Raw genomic sequence first — 18,495 nt, forward strand, 5'->3', positions numbered from 1 at the left:
GTCGGATCCGGTCTGTCCATCGAACGGTTGACAGCCGATGACGGCCGGGCGGTCGTCCCGCCGGGGTGTGCCCTAGCGGCACGATCGGTGCATGGAAGCAATCGAAGTAACCGGGCTTCGTAAGACTTACAAAGATCGTGAAGCGGTCGCGGGCGTCGACCTGGTCGTGGCGCGCGGCGAGATCTTCGCGCTGCTCGGGCCGAACGGCGCCGGCAAGACCACCACAGTGGAGATCCTGGAGGGGCACCGGCGGCGGACCAGCGGGGACGTCCGGGTGCTGGGTGAGGACCCGGGGCGAGCCGGATCCGCCTGGCGCAGCCGGATCGGGATCGTCCTGCAGGACACGGACGACGCCGCCGACCTGACCGTGCGGGAGATGGTCCGGCACATCGGCGGGTTCTACCCCGACGCGCGCCCGGCCGACGAGGTGATCGACCTGGTCGGGCTCACCGCCAAACGGAACAGCAAGATCCGTACCCTCTCCGGTGGTCAGCGCCGCCGCGTGGACGTGGCGCTCGGCATCGTCGGCCGCCCCGAGCTGCTCTTCCTCGACGAGCCGACCACCGGGTTCGACCCGGAGGCCCGCCGCCAGTTCTGGGAGCTGATCCGGCACCTCGCCGGTGACGGCACCACGATCGTGCTCACCACCCACTACCTGGACGAGGCCGAGGCCCTCGCCGATCGTCTCGTGGTGCTGGCCGGCGGCCTGATCGTCGCCGAGGGCACCCCGGCCACGCTGGGCGGACGGTCCGCGGCGGCGGCTCGGGTCAGCTGGCGGGAGGACGGCGTGCTCCACGAGGAGCAGCACGAGGACCCGACCGAGCTGATCCGCCGGCTGGTCGCGACCGGCGCCGACCTGACCACGCTCACGATCAGCCGCCCGACGCTGGAAGACACCTACCTGAGCCTGATCGGAGCCACCCGATGAGCACCATGCCCACGAGTACTACGCCCACGGGTACTACGCCCACGAGCAGCATGCCCACGAGCAGCAGGTCCGCGCGGACCATTGCCATGAGTGTGAGCCGCGGGCATGTCGAGCTTCTGCAGTTCGTCCGGGACAAGACGGCGCTGATCTTCACGTTCGCGTTCCCGGCGATGCTCCTGCTGCTCTTCGGCACGATCTTCGGGGACGACTACACCGACAGTGGCGTCAGCGCGAGCCAGATCTTCACGGCGAGCATGGTGGCGTACGGGGTCTTGAACACCGCGTTCGTGACGATGGGCTCGGGTCTCGCGCTGGACCGGGAGGACGGGACGCTCAAGCGCCTCCGTGGAACTCCGATGCCGGTCTCCGCGTACCTGGTGGGCAAGGCTCTTCTGGTTCTCGTCCTGAGCCTCGCCGAAGCGGCGCTGCTGATCCTGATGGGCGTGCTGGTCTTCGACATGCCGCTGCCGCCGGCCGATCACTGGATCACGTTCACCTGGATCTTCCTGCTCTCGGTGATCGCCTGTTCGCTGCTCGGCGTAGCGGTCAGCGCCCTGGTCCGCAACGCCCGCAACGCCGGCGGCATCCTCAACGTGCCGGTGGTGGCGCTGCAGTTCATCTCCGGCGTGTTCATCCAGCCGATGAGCCAGCTCCCGGACTGGCTGATCACGGTCGCGTCGATCTTCCCGGTGCGGTGGATGGCGCAGGGCTTCCGGTACGTGTTCCTCCCCGCGTCCGCCGAGAGCCAGGAGCTGAACGGGTCGTGGGAGCTCGGCAGGGTGGCGTTGGTTCTCGGAGTGTGGTGTGTGGTCGGATTGGTGCTGTGCCTGATGACCTTCCGGTGGAACAACAACGAGAAATGAGTTCCCCGGAAGCAGTCCCTCTGGAAGCAGTCCCCGTCGCAGGCGGTTCGGCCCCCGCCACCTGGCTCTGGGATCTCTATTTCGCGGTGATCGCGGCTGCTGTGGCGGTCGCGATCGTCATCGTGGACGGGTTCTCGTCGCTGGAGCGGGGTGTGGCACTGACCGCCCTCGCCGTGATGGTCCTGCTGCACGTGGTGATCGGCCGGCCGCTGACCCTCCGGGACCGCCCGGACAACACCAGCCGGATCGTCCTGCTCGTGCAGCTCACGCTCTTCGCGATCGCCATCTTCGCGGTGCCGCTGACCACCTGGCTGATGTTCGCGGTCATCCCACTGATCTTCCAGATGGTCACGGTACGGCTGGCCATCGTCCTGATCGTGGTGATAAACCTGGTCCCGCCGGTGGCCGACCTGTTCAACGACCCGGAGGGCAGCGTCGGGCTCGACCTGGTGATCGCGGCGATCTCCACCGGCGCCGGCATCTGCATGGGCCTCTGGATCGTGCGGGCGCTGGCACAGAGCGACGAGCGGGCCGCCCTCATCGTCCAGCTGGAGGCGAGCCGGGCCGAGCTGGAGGCGAGCCGGGCGGAGCTGGCACGGCTCTCCCACGAGGCCGGGGCGGCGGCCGAGCGCAACCGGCTGGCCGGCGAGATCCACGACACCCTCGCCCAGGGCTTCACCAGCATCATCACGCTGGTCCAGGCCGCCGACCCCCAGCTCGCCGACGAGCGCCTCGCGCTTGCCGTGCGTACCGCACGGGAAAACCTGGCCGAGTCGCGGGCACTCATCGCGGCTCTCTCACCCGCCGCGTTGGCTTCCGCTTCACTTCCCGAGGCGGTACGCCGTCAAGCCGCCCGATTCAGCGAAGAGTCGGGTGTGCCGTCCACGGTCCGGGTGACAGGCGAGCCTCGGGACCTGCCGACCCGGGTGGAGGTGGTCCTGCTGCGCGCCACGCAGGAGGCTCTGGCGAACGTGCGCCGGCATGCCGGGGCGACCGAGGTCGGTGTGGTGCTCGCCTATGCGGCGTCGAGTGTGCGGCTGGTCGTGCGGGACGATGGGCGTGGCTTCGACCCGGCCGGAGCCCTACCGGGCGGGGTTGGCAGTGCCGGCGGGGTCGGCGGTGCCGGCGGGGGTGGGTTCGGGATTTCCAATATCCGGGCGCGAGCCGCTCAGGTCGGCGGCCAGGTGGCCGTGCTCAGCGGCCACACGGGTGAGCCGGGTGCCGGTGGCACGACTATCGAAGTGGAGATTCCCGCGTGATCCGGATCCTGCTCGTCGACGACCACCCCGTGGTGCGGATGGGGCTGCGCGGCATGCTCGACGCCGAACCCGACCTGACCGTGATCGGTGAGGCGTCGTCCGGCAGCGAAGGGGTGGCTCTGGCGCTGGCCGAGCGCCCCGACATCGTGCTGATGGACCTGCGGATGCCGGACGGTGACGGGGTGGAGGCGACCGCGCGGATCCTGGCTGGGGCACCGCGGGCTGCTGATGCTGGGGGTGCTGCTTCTGGGGTGGGCGCGCCCGTGCGGGTCATGGTGCTGACCACCTACGAGTCGGACCGGGACATTCTGCGGGCCATCGAGGCCGGCGCGTCCGGGTACCTGCTCAAGGACGCGACGCCGGCCGAGCTGGCGGAGGCGGTCCGGGCAGCGGCGCGGGGTGAGACGGTGCTGGCGCCGAGCGTCGCGTCGACGCTGGTGCGCCAGGTCCGTACCCCGGCGCCTCCGGCTCTTTCCGCCCGGGAGACCGAGGTGCTGAAGCAGGTGGCGGCCGGGCTCACCAACGCCGAGATCGGCAAGCGGCTGTTCATCTCCGAGGCGACAGTGAAGACGCATTTGCTGCGGGTCTTCAACAAGCTGGGGGTGGCGGACCGGACGGCGGCGGTGACCACCGCGATGCGCCACGGCTTGCTCTGAGCCGATTTCCAGCTCTGAGCCGATTTCCTACTCTGGGCCGATTTCTTACTCTGGGCCGATTTCCTGCTCTGGGCCGGCTTCTTACTCTGAGCCGGCTCTTTCTCCTGTCCCCCAGGGGACAGCTGTGCTACTTGAGGGCGATTCGACTCAAAAAGCCGTTCTGCCGGTAAGGGGACGATAGGCCGGTTAGATTACGGAAGGCGCGACCTCTTGCTGGACCACGATTCAGTCCTGTCGATGATCCAGCATTGCGCTGCTCGAACCGGTTCCCCGGTGCCTGAGCGGCCCTCCGACGGCCGGCAGGCGCGGTACCCGAACAGGCAAACCCGTCGCGAGGCGGGGACGCAAAGCCAGGGGCCTCCCCGAACGGAGGTAGCCCAGCCGCCGAAGGAGAAAGAAACACATGCGCTATCCACAAGCCCATGCGGCCAAGAGCGGCTCGATTCCGTTCGCGCTGCGTGGCCCGAAGTCCATGCGAACGGCCCTCTCGGTCGCCGTTGCGGCGGCGATTGGCCTTGTCCCGACGGTCATGGTCACCTCCCCGGCGTACGCAGACCCCGGCGACATCAGCGTCGCGGCCGTCAGCGTGACCGAGGGCGGCGAACTCAGCTTCCGGTTCGTCCGGACCGGAGGCGCCGAAATCCCGGCCGCCTCCTACTCGCTCGCGGTCACGCCCAAGGAAGAGTCAGAAACCAACTACACACCGAGGGCCGGGTCGGACTACGTAAGCTCGCCGTCGCCCACCACGATCAGCTTCCCGGCGGCCTCGACCGCCAACGTCACGCGGACCGTGGTGGTCCGAACCGTTGACGACGCGCTCTTCGAAGGCGCCTTGCCGGAGCAGATCACCCTCACCGCCACGCCGACGGGCGGCACGACGGGTGATCCCATCCCAGTGGTCGGATCGATCAACGACAACGACGACGCTCCGGGATACACGATCACCACGAACAGCCCGGTCACCGAGGCCAACGGCGCCAAGGCGACCGTCACGGCCAGACTCGACGCGCCGTCCGGCCTGCCGGTGGCGGTCACGCTGACCACCACGAACGGTACCGCCATCGCGGGTGCGGACTTCACCGCTCCGGTCGACGACGGCGACACGCTGGAGGTGGTCGAGAATCGGATCGTCATCGATGCCGGTAAGACGTCGGCTACCAAGGACATCGCGATCGGCAAGGACGACACCCGCGACTCGGCCGAGGCGGAGAACTTCACGGTGAACGCCACCGCCACCAACACGGCGGCTCCGGCCAACACCTCGACTCAGGTGACCATCAACGACATCGACCCGCTTCCCAAGGTCACCGTGGACGACTCCGTCCTGGACTCCGGTGATGAGGGCGGAAGCTTCGAGCTGCCGCTCACCCTGGACCGGCGGTCCGACAAGGCGGTCACGGTTCGCTGGGACGCCACGCCTCCCTCTGAGAAGGTGGAGGAACACGAGGCTGCCACGCAGGGAACCGACTTCGCCTACCCGGCTTCGACCCAGCGGACGGTCACGATCGCGGCCGGCACGCTGGAGCAGGCCGCGACCATCTCCCTCACCGACGACTCGCTGAACGAGGCGACCGAGGACTTCGGCATTCAGCTCGCGAACCCGACCAACTCCGAGCTCGGCACCCCTTCCAAGATCGATGTCTCGATCGAGGACGACGACGCCACGCAGCCCGAGGTCAGCATCGACACCGGCTCGCTCACCGTCGACGAGGGCAATTCCGGGCGCGCCAGCCGGACCATCACCGCGAAGCTGGACGCTGCCTCCGGCCGTACCGTCCGGGTCGGTTGGACAGCCGCCGCCGCGGGCACCGACATCACCGACGCCACGCCGTACAAGGACTTCACGCCGAAGACCGGCACGCTGACCTTCCCGGCCGGCACGACCACGCAGACCTTCCAGGTCGACGTCACCGGCGATGTCATCGACGAGGGCGACGGCGAGGCCTTCCAGGTCAGCTTCGACGACGCGGTCGGCGCCACCACCGCCGGCCCGGCCGAGATCTCCATCCGGGACGACGACGACCGGCCGCGTGTCACGTTCGACGACGCCGCGCTGCCGGAGGGCAACCTCACCTCGGCTGTGCTGCTGCCGGTCAAGCTCAGCAACCCGAGCAACCACACGCTCGTCTTCGAACTCGCCGACGCGGCGACCGGTACCGCGCAGAGCGGCGAGGACGCCGTCGGCGGTGACGACTACACGCTGGCCAGCGGACGCGTCACCATCCGGGCCGAGGCCACGTCCGGCTCCGGTGTGCTGCTGCTCAACGGTGACGACATCAACGAGCGGGACGAGACCGTGAACCTGGCGGTCGCTCCGGACACTGACAGCGACGACTACCTGGCGTCCGCCTCGCCCGACACCGCGACGCTGACCATCGAGGACGAGGACAAGGCGCCGACGTTCGAGGTCAACGACGTGACCGCGGAGGAGGGCGAGCTGGCCTCGGTGACCGGCACCATCACCGGTGTCTCGGACCAGGCACTGACCGCCAGCGTCACCTTCACCGGCGCTTCGGTGAAGGGTGTCAAGGCTGCCGACTCGGCAGACTTCACCAACCCGGGCACGCAGACCGTCACTGTCGACCCGGGAACCGAGCCCGGAACTGTCATTCCGATCACCGACGTGATGATCACGGATGACGAGGTCAACGAGCCGAACGAAACGATCCGGGTCACCGGCACGACGCTCGGCAACTTCGGCACGGTCCTGGAAGGCGCCATCACGATCGCGGCCAGCGACGGTGGCAAGCCGACCGAGCCGACCGAGCCGGAGGCGCCGGGTGCGCCCAGCATCTCCACGCCGGCTGCCGCGATCGCCGGTGTGGGCAACGCGACGATCGCCGGCCGGGCCGCGGCCAACGCCACTGTCGACCTGTGGGGCAAGCCGTTCGGCGCGCCGGGCGAGCCCACGAAGATCAAGTCCGTCCAGGCGAACGCGACCGGGAACTACTCGTTCACGCACCGGATCACTCAGGGCTTCATCTTCCAGACCGGGGTCGGCGAACTGATCTCGAAGGAGCTCGCGGTCCGTGTCAAGCAGAACCCGGTCTTCACGCTGACGTCGCCGAGCAAGGGTTCCTTCACCGTCACGGTCACCGGTAACCCGAAGGCCGCCGGGCAGGGCATCCTGGTCCAGAGCTACGTCAGTGGCGCCTGGAAGACGGTCTACAAGGGCAAGACCGGCAGCAACGGGGTCTACACGCGGACCGTCAAGCTGGCCAGCGGCAAGGCCCTGACGATGCGGGGATTCGTCGCCGGTGACACCGGGGTTGGCCTGCTGGGTAGCTACAGCACCACCAAGAAGGTCACTGTGAAGTAAGCAAGCCCTGTGAGGTAAGCAAGCGCTTCGAGCAAGGGGCGGGGGCGGCCGGTCGGCCGCCCCCGCTTTACTCTGTCGTCACCCTGTCGTCAGTCCACTTCCACGACGGCCTGGGCGAACTGGGCCGAGTAGAGCCGGGCGTACGCCCCGTCGGCCTCGATCAGGTCGTCGTGAGTGCCCTGCTCGACGATGCTGCCGTTCTCCATCACCAGGATCACGTCGGCGTCGCGGATCGTGGAGAGCCGGTGCGCGATGACGAAGCTGGTCCGGCCGGTCCGCAGCGTGTTCATGGCCCGCTGGATCAGAACCTCGGTGCGCGTGTCCACCGAGCTGGTGGCCTCGTCGAGGATCAGGATGCTCGGTTCGGCGAGGAACGCCCGGGCGATGGTGATGAGCTGTTTCTGGCCGGCGCTGACGTTCGCGCCCTCCTCGTCGATCTTCGTGTCGTAGCCCTCGGGGAGCGTGCGCACGAAGCCGTCGACGTGGGCTGCCTCGGCCGCCCGCACGATCGCCGCAGTCTCCGGGCTGTCGGCCCCGGTTTTGAAGTCAGGGCCGGTTTTGAAGTCAGGCCCGGTCTTGAAATCAGGGCCGGTCTTGAAATCAGGGCCGATCGTGAAGTCAGCGCCGTAGGCCAGGTTCTCGGCGATCGTGCCGCCGAAGAGCCAGGTGTCCTGGAGGACCATGCCGATCTGCTCGCGCAGCTGCTCGCGGGGCATCGTGGCGATGTCCACGCCGTCCAGCGTGATCCGCCCGCCGGTCACCTCGTAGAAGCGCATCAGCAAGTTGACCAGGGTGGTCTTGCCGGCGCCGGTCGGGCCGACGATCGCCACGGTCTGGCCGGGCTCGACCGAGAGCGAGAGGTTCTCGATCAGCGGCTTGTCCGGCAGGTAGCGGAACGAGACGTTCTCGAAGGTGATCCGCCCCCGGACCTTGCCGTTCTCCGAGACCGGCATCGCCGCGGGCGCCGGGTCGGGGCTCTGCTCCGGCGCGTCGAGCAGGGCGAACACCCGCTCGGCCGAGGCCACGCCGGACTGCACCAGGTTCGCCATGCTGGCCACCTGGGTGAGCGGCTGGCTGAACTGCCGGGAGTACTGGATGAACGCCTGCACCTCGCCGAGCGACAGGGTGCCGGATGCGACACGCAGACCGCCGACGACCGCGACCAGGACATAGTTGACGTTCGAGATGAACATCATCGTGGGCTGAATCAGTCCGGAGATGAACTGAGCCCGGAAGCTCGACGCGTACAGATGGTCGTTGTGCTCGCGGAAGGTCTCCGCGGCTTCCTTCTGCCGGCCGAAGACCTTGACCAGCGTGTGCCCGGTGAACATCTCCTCGATGTGGCCGTTGAGCCGGCCGGTGGTCTTCCACTGTGCGACGAACTGCGGCTGGGACCGCTTGCCGATCATCGTGGTGAGCCAGATCGACACCGGCACCGTGACCAGCGCGATCAGCGCCAGCAGCGGGGAGATCCAGAACATCACCCCGAGTACGCCGACAATCATCAGCAGAGCCGTGACGAGCTGCGCGAACGTCTGCTGGAGGGTCTGCGCGATGTTGTCGGTGTCGTTGGTGGCCCGGCTCAGCACCTCACCGCGCGGCTGCTGGTCGAAATAGGAGAGCGGCAGCCGCGCCAGCTTCGCCTCCACCTGGTTGCGCAGGTCGAGGACGGCGGTCTGCACGACCCGGGCGGTGAGCCTTCCCTGGAGGACGCCGAACACCCAGGCGAACACGTAGACGACCGCCACCCAGGCCAGCACGTGCGACAACTGGGTGAAGTCGATGCCCTGCCCGGGTACGGCGTCCGAGCCGGCGAGGACGTCAGCCAGGCCACTGTTGCCGGTACCACTGTTGCCGGTACCACTGTTGCCGGTACCACTGTTGCCGGTGCCACTGTTGCCGCTGGCGCGCAGTCCGGCGATTGCCTCCTCCTTGGTGACACCGGCCGGGAACATCCGGCCGATCACACCGTTGAAGATCACATCGGTGGCGTGGCCGAGCAGGTACGGACCGAGCACCGAGAGGGTCACGCTGGCGATCCCGAAGGCGAGCACCGCGCCGACCAGGGCTCGCTGGGGTTTCAGCAGGCCGAGCAGGCGCTTCGTGGAGCCTTTGAAATCCTGAAGCTTCTCCGGCGGTCCACCCGCCATCATCATCCGGGCGGCCGGCGGGCCGCCCATGGGGCGCGGTTGCGGGCGGTTCTCCGCACTATTCGGGGCTGTTCTGTCCGGGGCTGTCATCGGGTGACCGCCTCCTTCTCGGTGAGCTGTGAGAGGACGATCTCGCGGTACGTCGGGTTGCTCTCCATGAGCTCGTCGTGCGTCCCGGTGCCGACCACCTTGCCGTCGTCCAGCACGATGATCCGGTCCGCGTCGCGGATCGTGCTGACCCGCTGCGCCACGATGACGACGGTCGCCTGCTGTCCCCCAGTCATGTCCCGGTCACCGGTCAAGTCCCGGCCACCGGTCAAGTCCCGGTCACCCAAGTCCCCGCCGGTCAAGTTCCGGCCGGCGGTGAGGTGCTCGGTGAGTGCGGACCTCAGCGCCGCGTCCGTGGCGTAGTCCAGTGCGGAGAACGAGTCGTCGAAGAGGTAGATCTCGGGCCGGTGCACCAGCGTGCGGGCGATCGCGAGCCGCTGCCGCTGGCCGCCGGAGACGTTCGTGCCGCCCTGCGCGATCGGGGCGTCCAGCCGGCCCTCCATCGCCTCGACGAAGTCCTTCGCCTGGGCGATCTCCAGGGCCTTCCAGAGTTCCTCGTCGGTGGCGTCCGGGTTGCCGTAACGCAGGTTGGACGCGATCGTGCCGGTGAACAGGTAGGGCCGCTGCGGGACCAGGCCGATCGTGCGGGCCAGGAGGTCCGGGTTCAGTTCGCGGACGTCCACACCGTCGACCAGGACCGCTCCGCTCGTCGCGTCGAAGAGCCGCGGGACGAGGTTGAGCAGGGTGGTCTTGCCGCTGCCAGTGCTGCCGATGATCGCTGTCACCTCACCGGGGCGCGCTATCAGACGTACCCCCGAAAGCACTGCGGCCTCAGCCCCCGGATAGCGGAAGTCGACGTCCCGGAGCTCGAGTTCGCCGTGTCGCGGCAGCGTGGTGATCCCGGTACCCGATGGACCTGTGGCGGGCGGCGTCACGCTGGTCTCGGTGTCCACCACCTCCTTGATGCGCTCGGCGCAGACCTCGGCGCGCGGGATCATCATCAACATAAAAGTGGCCATCATGATCGACATGAGAATCTGCATGAGGTAGCTGATGAACGCGGTCAGCTCGCCGATCTGCATGCCGCCGGAGTCGATCCGGTGGCCGCCGAACCAGACCACCGCGACGCTGGAGATGTTCACGATCAGCATGACCGTCGGGAACATCAGCGCCATGATCCGGCCGACCCGGAGCGAGACGTCGGTCAGTTCGTCGTTCGCGACGCCGTACCGTTCCCGCTCGTGGTCGTCCCGGACGAACGCCCGGATCACCCGGATGCCGGTGATCTGCTCGCGCATCACCTTGTTGACCCGGTCGAGCCGCACCTGCATGAGCCGGAACAGCGGGCGCATCCGCGCGATGATCAGGCCGACCACCGTGATCAGAATCGGTACGATCACCAGCAGCAGCGAGGAGAGCGGGACGTCCTCGCGCAGCGCCAGCACGATGCCGCCGACACACATGATCGGCGCCGACACCATGAGCGTGAACGTGAGCAGCACCAGCATCTGGATCTGCTGCACGTCGTTGGTGGTCCGGGTGATCAGCGAGGGCGCGCCGAACTGCCCGACCTCACGGGCGGAGAAGGTCTGGACCCGCTCGAAGATCGTGGCGCGCAGGTCCCGGCCGACGGCCATCGCGGTGCGCGCGCCGAAGTACACGGCCACCGCCTGCGCGGCGATCTGCAGCACGGTGATGCCGAGCATGCCGCCGCCGATCCGCAGCACGTAGCCGGTGTCGCCCTTGACCACACCGTTGTCGATGATGTCGGCGTTGAGCGCGGGCAGGTAGAGCGTCGCCAGCGTCTGCAGGAACTGGAAGAGCACCACGAGGGCGATCGCAGTTCGGTACGGACGCAGGTGGACGCGAAGTAGTTTGATCAGCACGTCGCCTGATCCCCCCGGTCCGTTTCGGTGTTCTGGTTTTCGGTTCTGCCGGTATCGCTGTCGGTTTTCTCGGTAGTGCTGTCGCTACTGCCGCTGATCAAGATGCCGTCCAGCAGTAGCTCGGCCAGTTCCTCGCCGTGGAACACGCCCGGCTCGCCGAACGGTCCGAACGCGTCGGCGCCGCAGTGGAGCAGGAGTATCCGGGCTGCTCGATCGGGAGAGACGCGGAGGCGGGCGGCGTCCGGCGTGAAGATCTCGGTGACCGCGGCGTGGAGTTTCTGCCGGGACGACATCATCCGCTGTTGAGCGTCCTGATCGGGGCCGCTGGGTTTACCTGTGCTGGGTCTACCTGTGCTGGGCTTGCCTGTGCTGGGCTTGCCTGTGCTGGGCTTGCCTGTGCTGGGTTTACCTGTGCTGGTCTCCGCGGGGCTGAAGATCAGTTTGCGGGCGGCGCTCATCAGGTGAGCGTGCTCGGTGAACCTGGCATGAATCAGCTCGGCGGTGCGGGCCACCCTGTCTCGCAGGTCGGTGGCAGGATCGATGGCGGCGAGTGCGTCGAGCGTGTACTGCGGGTCCAGCGCCTTGATCACTGAGCAGATCACGAGCTGGCTCTTGCTCTCGAAGACGCCGAAGATCGTGCCCTCGGCGACGCCGGCGGCATGGGCGATCTGGCGGGTGCTGACGTCCAGGCCGTGTTCGTGCAGGAGAGGGATGGTCGCTGCGATGAGAGCAGCCCGGCGCTCTTCGGGGGCCATCGCGGGGACGCGCCTGCGCCGGTTCTCGGGGCCCGCTGTGTTTTCCCGGCCTGCTGTGTTTTCCCGGCCTGCCGTGTTCTCCGGTCCCGTTGTGTTTTCCGGGCCCGGTGTGTCGTTGGTGCCGGGCGTGCTCTGCATGTTCGCCACTGTAATGAGCGAGTACTCACTCATCCACTGAGTTTTGTCATGGGCGTGCCGTCGAACCGGATCGGGCGAAGTGGCGTATCTAGAAATTGTGAGCAACGAAAAGCCGTACCGGCGGGTTGTCAGGCACCTGACCACCGGTTTCGCAGCAGTCCTGGTTTTCCTGGCACTCATCGTGCCCGATCAGATCTTCCGGCTACCGCCGGGAAATTCGGTTTTCACTGCTCTCCTGCGCGTCCCGATCGAGGCGCTGATCGCCGGGGCGATCCTGCTCCTGCTTCCGGAGCGGGGGCGACTCGGCCGGGTCCGGCGACCTCTCGCCGCTACCCTCGGCGTGCTGCTCGGTCTGCTCACCGTCGTGAAACTGATCGACATCGGGTTCTTCGCCGTTCTCGCCCGTCGCTTCGACCCGGCCCTCGACTGGATTCTGCTCGACGACGGCTTCAACTTCCTGACCGATTCGGTCGGCAAGCCCGCTGCCATCGGCGCGGCCGCCGGCGCCGTCGTCGTCGCGGTCGTCCTGGTCGCCGGGATGACGTGGGCCGTCCTGCGGCTGAACAGCGTTCTGGGTGTCAGGGCTCTGGGTGTCAACGTTCTGGGTGTCAACGTTCTGGGTGTCAACGTTCTGGGCGTCAACGGTGCCGGGCGGCGGCGTACCTGGGCGCTGCGGGGGCTCGGCGCGGTGACCGCCGCCTGGGTTGCCCTCGCGGCGCTCGGCACCCAGCTCATCGGCGGCATTCCGGTCGCGTCGCACACCGCTGCCGAACTCGCCGCGCACACCGCTCTGGCGCTGCCGAACGACCTGCGTGACCGGAAACGGTTCGCCGAGGAGGTCCAGGTCGACGCGTACCGGGATCGGCCCGCCGACCAGTTGCTCACCGGTCTGCGGGACAAGGACGTGATCATCTCGTTCGTGGAGAGCTACGGGCGGGACGCGCTGGAGAACCCGCAGTTCAACGGCGCGGTGCTGGACAGCCTCACGGCGAACAGCGCTCGGCTCGCCGAGGCCGGCTTCGGGGCGCGCAGCGGATTCCTCACCTCGTCCACGGCGGGCGGCGGCAGCTGGCTGGCGCACGCCACGTTCCTGTCCGGGCTCTGGATCGACAACGAACAGCGGTACCGCAGTCTGGTCTCCTCCGACCGGCTCACGCTGACCGAGGCGTTCGGGAAGTCGGGGCACCGCACGGTGGGTGTCCAGCCGGGCATCACGTTCGCGTGGCCGGAAGGGCAGTTCTACGGGTACGACCACATCTACGACTCGCACACGCTGGGCTACAACGGGCCGGCCTTCAGCTGGTCCACGATGCCTGATCAGTACGTGATGTCGGCCTTCCAGAAGCTGGAGTACGCAGGGCGGGATAAAGCAGGGCGGGATAAAACAGGGCGGGATCGGGGCGCGGGCGGGCTGCTTGCGGAGATCACGCTGACCTCGAGTCACACCCCGTGGGCGCCGGTGCCCAGCATGGTCGACTGGGACGCGGTCGGCGACGGCAGCGTGTACGGCCCGATGGTCGCGAGCGCCGAGTCACCGCAGAACCTGTGGAAGCAGAGCGATCGGGTCAAGAGTGAATACGCCCGTTCGGTCGGGTACTCGCTGGACAGCCTGCTCGGTTTCGTCACCCGGTACGCCGACGACGACCTGGTGATGGTCTTTCTCGGCGACCACCAGCCGGCGCCGGTCGTGGTCGGTCAGAACGCCACCCATGACGTGCCGATCACGATCGTCGCCAAGGATCCGAAGGTCTTCGATCGGATCGCTTCGTGGGGCTGGAGTGAAGGGTTGAAGCCGGCCGCGGATGCTCCGGTGTGGCGGATGGACACCTTCCGGGATCGGTTCCTCGCGGCCTACGGGCCGGAGGGGGATCCGCACTGACCCTTCCTGCAGGGCGGTCGGTTGGCAGGGCGGTCGGTTAGCAGGGCGGTCGGTTGGCAGGGCGGTCGGTTGGCAGGGCGGTCGGTTAGCAGGGCAGCCAGTAGGCAGGGCGGTCAGTCGGCGATTTCGATGACCTGGCCGGCCGGCAGGCGGGGTGTGCGGGGCGGCGCCGAGTGTGCCGGGTCCAGGCTGCCGAGCCGGAGCGCGAGGAACGGGTAGCCCACGTCACCGAGCATCCTCCGCAGGGCGAACCGGGTGGACGGGATCTCCACGGGTCCGCTGAGCGGCAGCAGGCTCACCGCCTGCTCGGCGGAGGTCAGCCACAACCGGCTCAGCGCCTCGCCACCGCGCAGCCAGTCGACGGCGTCGTCACCCGTACCGTAAAGAACTCCGTATGTTGCTCCTCGGTCGTGCCCATCGCCTGCCGGAAGCGTGCCCCGGGCCTGGAAGTCGCGCTCAGCGACGGTGGTCAGGGGCAGCTCCTCGGGCAGCGCGGAGGCCGGGATGCCGGTGTCGCCCGTGCGCTCGCCGCCGACCCACGTCGCCATCTCGGCGCGCAGCCGGTCGTCGGTGTCCTGAGCCTTCTGCGCGTGCTCGACGGCCACCGCGAGTTCCAGAACCTGGTCCCGGTCGAGAACGTGCAGGCGTGCGCCGGCCTCCTCGGCTGCCTTCACGAGGAACGCCAGCGTGCTCTCCGGGATCGCGTCGTCGGTGACCGTGCGCCGGTCGGTGCGCCGGACCTGCAGCATCTGGAAGTGCCGGGTGGCCTCGGGGCGGATCGCCTCCCGGTCGGTCGGCCGGATCACCGCGAGGGGCCGGTCTCCCGGGGCTTCCGGGCTGTCCGGGCTGTCCGGGCTCTCGGGGCGGGTCACCTCGTAGCGCCAGCCCTCGGCGTCGAGCGCCACCTGGGCGTGATGCAGGGCCGTGCCGCAGCTGAGCAGCAGCATCCTGCCCTCCGGGTCTTGCTCGGTGAGCTGCCGCTCGGCGACACCGAACAGCTCCAGCTGACCGTCACGCACCACCCAGCGCCACGGCTGCGTGTTGTGGATCGAGGGCGCGAACCGGGCGGCGTCCGCAGCCTGCACCAGAGCTTTCTTGACCTCTTCCGCGTTGCTCATGACCCCAGTATTCCCGGAACCAGGGCCTCCTAGTACGGCCTTGCGACCCTACCCGTGCCGGTTGGGGCGGGCTCGTGCTCCGTTCCTTCCTCCCGGTTCTTTAGCCTGCCCGGTTCTTTGCTTTGCCCGGTTCTTTACTCTGCTCAGGTGTTCTCTATTGATCTCGGCGACGGTGCTCAGCTGCGTCCGCTCGAACCCTGGCAGGCCGAAGAGTTCCTCGCGCACATGGACCGGGCCCGGGAGCTGGTCGACCCGTGGATTCCGTGGGCAAGCATCAGCACCGATCTCGCGACAGCGACAGCGACCCTGCAGCGCTATGCCGACAAGCAGGCCGCCGACACCGGGCGGCTGTTCGGGATCTGGCAGGAGGGCGGGCTCGGGCCGGCCGGGATCGGGCCGGGCGGGCTCGAGCCGGAGGGCGGGCTCGGGCCGGGTGGGCTTGGGAGGGAGAGCACGCTTGTCGGGGGCACGATGTTCGTGGCTTTTGACGCCGCGTCGGGCAACTGTGAGATCGGCTGCTGGCTGGAGCCGGCCGGCACTGGTCGTGGACTGATCACCAAGGCGGTCCGGGTGCTCATCGACTGGGCGTTCCGGACGCGCGGGATGCAGCGGGTGGAGTGGCACTGCGATCCGCGGAACGGGGCCAGTTCCAATGTTGCCCGGCGGCTCGGGATGACTCTCGAGGGGACGCTGCGTTCCGCGTACCCATGGAAAGGCACCCGCCGAGACACCGAGATCTGGGCCGTCCTTGCTGGTGACTGGGTTTCGGGGCAGTTGAGCGTCTCCGGGCAGTTGAGCGTCTCCGGGCAGTTGAGCGTCTCCGAGCAGTTGAGCGTCTCCGAGTAGTTGCGCTTGATCATGTTGTCTGAGCCGTCCCGCACTTGTCGCCGGGAAGACGGGCGGGATGTGCCGCTGCTGCTGTGGCGTTTCCCGCGGCCGCTGCTTGCGGTGTCCACGGCGGTTCTCGGTGGCGGGGTCGGGCCGCGGGAGTGGCTGATCAACGCGAGCGTGCCCATGTCGTACTCCCGGAGTGACCCGGACGCGCATCTCCGTGAGCTTGCCGCTCAGCTCGGTCTCGCCGGGCCCGGGGTTGGGCTGATGACCGGCGTGGACGTCGGTGACGTGGTGTCCGCCCGTGCCGGTGTTCTTGGACGTGCCAGTGTTCCGGGACGTGGGGATGTTGGACGGGACGATGTGGTTCAGGTCTGGGCCACGGTGGGGTTGGGAGCTCCGATCGCGGCCGCTGATCCGGACGCGGCGGGCTTCGAGCATCCTGCCCCGGGGACCGTCAACATCGTGGTCTGGGTGCCGCAGCGGCTCGCGGACGGCGCCCTGATCAACGCGGTGGCCACCGCTACCGAGGCGAAAGCGCAGGCGATCGCCGAACTGGGTCTTGCCGCGACCGGGACGGCTACCGATGCGGTCGTTGTGCTCTGTCCGCTGGACGGAACGGTCGCGCCCTACGGTGGTCCGCGCTCACTGTGGGGTGCGCCGATGGCCCGGGCGGTGCATCAGGCGGTCCTCGACGGCGGCGCGGCGAATTTGGCGACCGGCCGGTCATGGTCTGATCGGTCGGGGGTCTGATCGGTCGGGGATCTGGTCGGCTGGGGTCTGGTCGGCTGGGGTCTGGTCGGCCGGGGGTTGGGCAAGTCGGGTTGCAGGTGGCGCGCCGCTGGTCAGGGCTTGAAGACTCCGCTGTCCGTGAGGATCCGCTGCGCCGCTCCCTCACGTAAGTAGTCGACGAAGAGTGCCGCATTCGTCGGATCCGCGGACTTCTCCAGCACAGCGACGCCCAGGCGGCCGCCGGCGAAGATCTCCGGCTCACCGTGGACGGCTACCTCGCCCAGCGTCCGAGGGTCATCCGTGGCGATGACGTCCACCGGCTCGCCGCCGGCTGCCTGCCCGGTCAGGCTTGCGCTTTCGCCGTACGACAGGAGTACCTCTACCTGGGGATTCCGGGCCTGGAAATCCTCGCGGATCGTGGTGAACGCCTCGGTCAGAGAGGTGGAAGCGAGCACTCTGATCCGGCCGGCTGCTTCCGGCGCGAGGCTGGTGGCCGGAGTGCTGTTCGCGCTGCCTCCGTCAGCATTGCGGCCGTCGGCTCCATCCCCGGTGGGTGTCGTCGCGCACCCGGCGAGGACGAGAGCGGTGAGGAAGATGAGCAATCTGGGCATTTTCACCCTGGCACCTCCTGTCTGCAGGAGTCTGCCGGTCGCGTCCTGTTTTTGGTGCCGCCTCCGGCTGTTTTCATGGCGGCTGACTCTTTTGGTGGCTGGTCGTGTGTTAGCTGGATCGTTTGGTGGCTGGGTCGTGTGGTGGCTGGGCCTTTGGTGACTAGGCCGCTTGGTGACTAGGCCGCTTGGTGACTGGGTCGTGTGGTGGCTGGGCCGTTTGGTGGCTCGTCTCCTGATGAGTTGTCGCTCCGGCAGGGGGCTCCTGAGCGGGTGACGAAACGGCACAAAGCACTCCCCGTCAGGGCGTTGCGCACGTCACTCGTACCCCGCATGCTGGGGGCGTGCCAGAACGCATCGCCGAAGTTACCGCCCTGCTTGCCGAGGTGCTGGCACCACGCGCCCCGCTCACCGTGATCGTCGACGGTGGTGATCCTGGCGCGGCGGCCGCGTTCGCCTCGCGTCTTGCCGCGGCGTTCCCGTCCTCCTCGCGCGCCTGGAGCATCGACGCGGTGCTGGGCCTGACCGGCCCCGGCGGGGGTGCTTCGGACTCGGCGCTCAACGTGCTGGAGCCGGCGACCGACCGTGTCCTCGTCTTCCTCCGGGGCGGACCCCGGCACCGGTTCGCCGAGGGCAACGGCGAGCGGCGGGCCCAGGTGGTGATCGACCACCGCGACCCGGAATGGCCGGTCATCCGGCAGATCGATCCGGACCTCGCCGAACCCGACCAGTGGTACCTCTCCGAGAGCCGGGCCTTCTTCGCCGCCAGGGCCGCCGATTGGGACAGCAAGTTCGGCGCTGACATGCCGCGGTACGCGGAAGCCATCCGCCTGGCCGGAGTCCGCGCCGGTCACGTCGTCCTCGACATCGGGTGTGGTACCGGCCGCGCGCTGCCCGCGCTCGCTGCCGCCGCCGGCCCGACCGGCCGGGTGGTCGGCCTCGACTTCACTCCCGACATGCTGGATGCCGCCCGCAAAGCCGGCCGGGACGAGTGCGCCACCCTGCTCCTCGGCGACGCACGCCGCCTGCCCGTCGCCGATGCGGCAGCCGACGTGCTCTTCGCGGCGGGTCTGGTCCACCATCTTCCCGACCCTGAGGCGGGCCTCGCCGAACTGGCCCGTGTCACCCGGCCCGGCGGCACGCTGGTGATCTTCCATCCGACTGGCCGCGCGCAACTGGCGGCCCGGCACGGCCGGACACTGCGCCCGGGCGAGCCGATGAGCAGTGAGCGGCTCGGTCCCCTGCTCGATGGGTCGGGGTGGGCGCTGCAGAGCTATGAGGATGTCCCGGATCGGTTCCTGGCTCTCGCCACCCGCTGTTCCTGA

The 18,495-nt window shown here is 68.4% G+C and carries 14 protein-coding genes and 1 riboswitch; of the genes, 9 read left to right on the forward strand and 5 right to left on the reverse strand.

The genetic code is table 11. From position 1 onward, the window contains the following. Nucleotides 1–91 precede the first annotated feature (91 nt). From AB0F72_RS01520 to AB0F72_RS01540, 5 genes are all read left to right on the forward strand, one after another. Nucleotides 92–928, forward strand: a complete 837-nt coding sequence (locus AB0F72_RS01520) for an ABC transporter ATP-binding protein (RefSeq protein WP_360423333.1) — start codon at nt 92–94, stop codon at nt 926–928. 86 nt (nt 929–1,014) lie between these two features. Next, nucleotides 1,015–1,791 carry an ABC transporter permease gene (locus AB0F72_RS01525; protein ID WP_360423336.1) on the forward strand — a complete coding sequence of 259 codons (777 nt, stop codon included), beginning with the start codon at nt 1,015–1,017 and terminating at the stop codon, nt 1,789–1,791. Continuing rightward, nucleotides 1,788–3,050, forward strand: coding sequence for a sensor histidine kinase (locus AB0F72_RS01530; RefSeq protein WP_360423338.1), 1,263 nt, complete (start codon nt 1,788–1,790; stop codon nt 3,048–3,050). The genes AB0F72_RS01525 and AB0F72_RS01530 overlap by 4 nt, the downstream gene beginning before the upstream one ends. Beyond that, on the forward strand, nt 3,047–3,706 hold the full coding sequence (locus AB0F72_RS01535) for a response regulator transcription factor (protein WP_360423341.1): 660 nt from the start codon (nt 3,047–3,049) through the stop codon (nt 3,704–3,706). Before AB0F72_RS01530 ends, AB0F72_RS01535 begins: the two co-directional genes overlap by 4 nt. 309 nt (nt 3,707–4,015) lie before the next feature. Next, nucleotides 4,016–4,095: riboswitch (cyclic di-GMP riboswitch) on the forward strand. A 14-nt stretch (nt 4,096–4,109) separates the two neighbouring features. Next, nucleotides 4,110–7,025, forward strand: a complete 2,916-nt coding sequence (locus AB0F72_RS01540) for a Calx-beta domain-containing protein (protein ID WP_360423344.1) — start codon at nt 4,110–4,112, stop codon at nt 7,023–7,025. A gap of 89 nt (nt 7,026–7,114) precedes the next feature. Here the strand turns inward: AB0F72_RS01540 and AB0F72_RS01545 are convergent, their stop codons facing one another. From AB0F72_RS01545 to AB0F72_RS01555, 3 genes are read right to left on the reverse strand one after another with little or no spacing between them, the layout of a single operon-like run. Further along, a complete protein-coding gene (locus AB0F72_RS01545) occupies nt 7,115–9,205 on the reverse strand; it encodes an ABC transporter transmembrane domain-containing protein (RefSeq protein ID WP_360423346.1) in 2,091 nt (696 codons plus the stop codon). Nucleotides 9,206–9,261: 56 nt separating this feature from the next. Continuing rightward, nucleotides 9,262–11,109, reverse strand: a complete 1,848-nt coding sequence (locus AB0F72_RS01550) for an ABC transporter ATP-binding protein (protein ID WP_360423349.1) — start codon at nt 11,107–11,109, stop codon at nt 9,262–9,264. Continuing rightward, nucleotides 11,103–12,002, reverse strand: coding sequence for a TetR family transcriptional regulator (locus tag AB0F72_RS01555; protein WP_360423351.1), 900 nt, complete (start codon nt 12,000–12,002; stop codon nt 11,103–11,105). Before AB0F72_RS01555 ends, AB0F72_RS01550 begins: the two co-directional genes overlap by 7 nt. 97 nt (nt 12,003–12,099) lie before the next feature. Here AB0F72_RS01555 and AB0F72_RS01560 point away from each other — a divergent pair, with 97 nt between their 5' ends. Next, on the forward strand, nt 12,100–13,881 hold the full coding sequence (locus AB0F72_RS01560) for a sulfatase (RefSeq protein ID WP_360423354.1): 1,782 nt from the start codon (nt 12,100–12,102) through the stop codon (nt 13,879–13,881). A 113-nt stretch (nt 13,882–13,994) separates the two neighbouring features. On the opposite strand, the gene AB0F72_RS01565 is transcribed toward AB0F72_RS01560, so the two are convergent. After that, on the reverse strand, nt 13,995–14,999 hold the full coding sequence (locus AB0F72_RS01565; RefSeq protein WP_360423356.1) for a nitroreductase: 1,005 nt from the start codon (nt 14,997–14,999) through the stop codon (nt 13,995–13,997). A 147-nt stretch (nt 15,000–15,146) separates the two neighbouring features. Here AB0F72_RS01565 and AB0F72_RS01570 point away from each other — a divergent pair, with 147 nt between their 5' ends. After that, nucleotides 15,147–15,845: a GNAT family protein gene (locus AB0F72_RS01570; protein WP_360423359.1), complete on the forward strand. Its 699-nt coding sequence runs from the start codon at nt 15,147–15,149 to the stop codon at nt 15,843–15,845. A gap of 12 nt (nt 15,846–15,857) precedes the next feature. Next, the gene (locus tag AB0F72_RS01575; RefSeq protein WP_360423809.1) at nt 15,858–16,583 is read left to right on the forward strand and encodes an adenosylcobinamide amidohydrolase; all 726 of its coding nucleotides are present in this window, start codon (nt 15,858–15,860) and stop codon (nt 16,581–16,583) included. Nucleotides 16,584–16,675: 92 nt separating this feature from the next. On the opposite strand, the gene AB0F72_RS01580 is transcribed toward AB0F72_RS01575, so the two are convergent. Then, nucleotides 16,676–17,173: a substrate-binding domain-containing protein gene (locus AB0F72_RS01580; RefSeq protein WP_360423362.1), complete on the reverse strand. Its 498-nt coding sequence runs from the start codon at nt 17,171–17,173 to the stop codon at nt 16,676–16,678. Nucleotides 17,174–17,514: 341 nt separating this feature from the next. On the opposite strand from AB0F72_RS01580, the gene AB0F72_RS01585 reads away from it, so the two are divergent. Then, the gene (locus tag AB0F72_RS01585; protein WP_360423365.1) at nt 17,515–18,495 is read left to right on the forward strand and encodes a methyltransferase domain-containing protein; all 981 of its coding nucleotides are present in this window, start codon (nt 17,515–17,517) and stop codon (nt 18,493–18,495) included.

It is taken from the genome of Actinoplanes sp. NPDC023936 (genome assembly GCF_040639325.1).
Classification (GTDB): domain Bacteria; phylum Actinomycetota; class Actinomycetes; order Mycobacteriales; family Micromonosporaceae; genus Actinoplanes.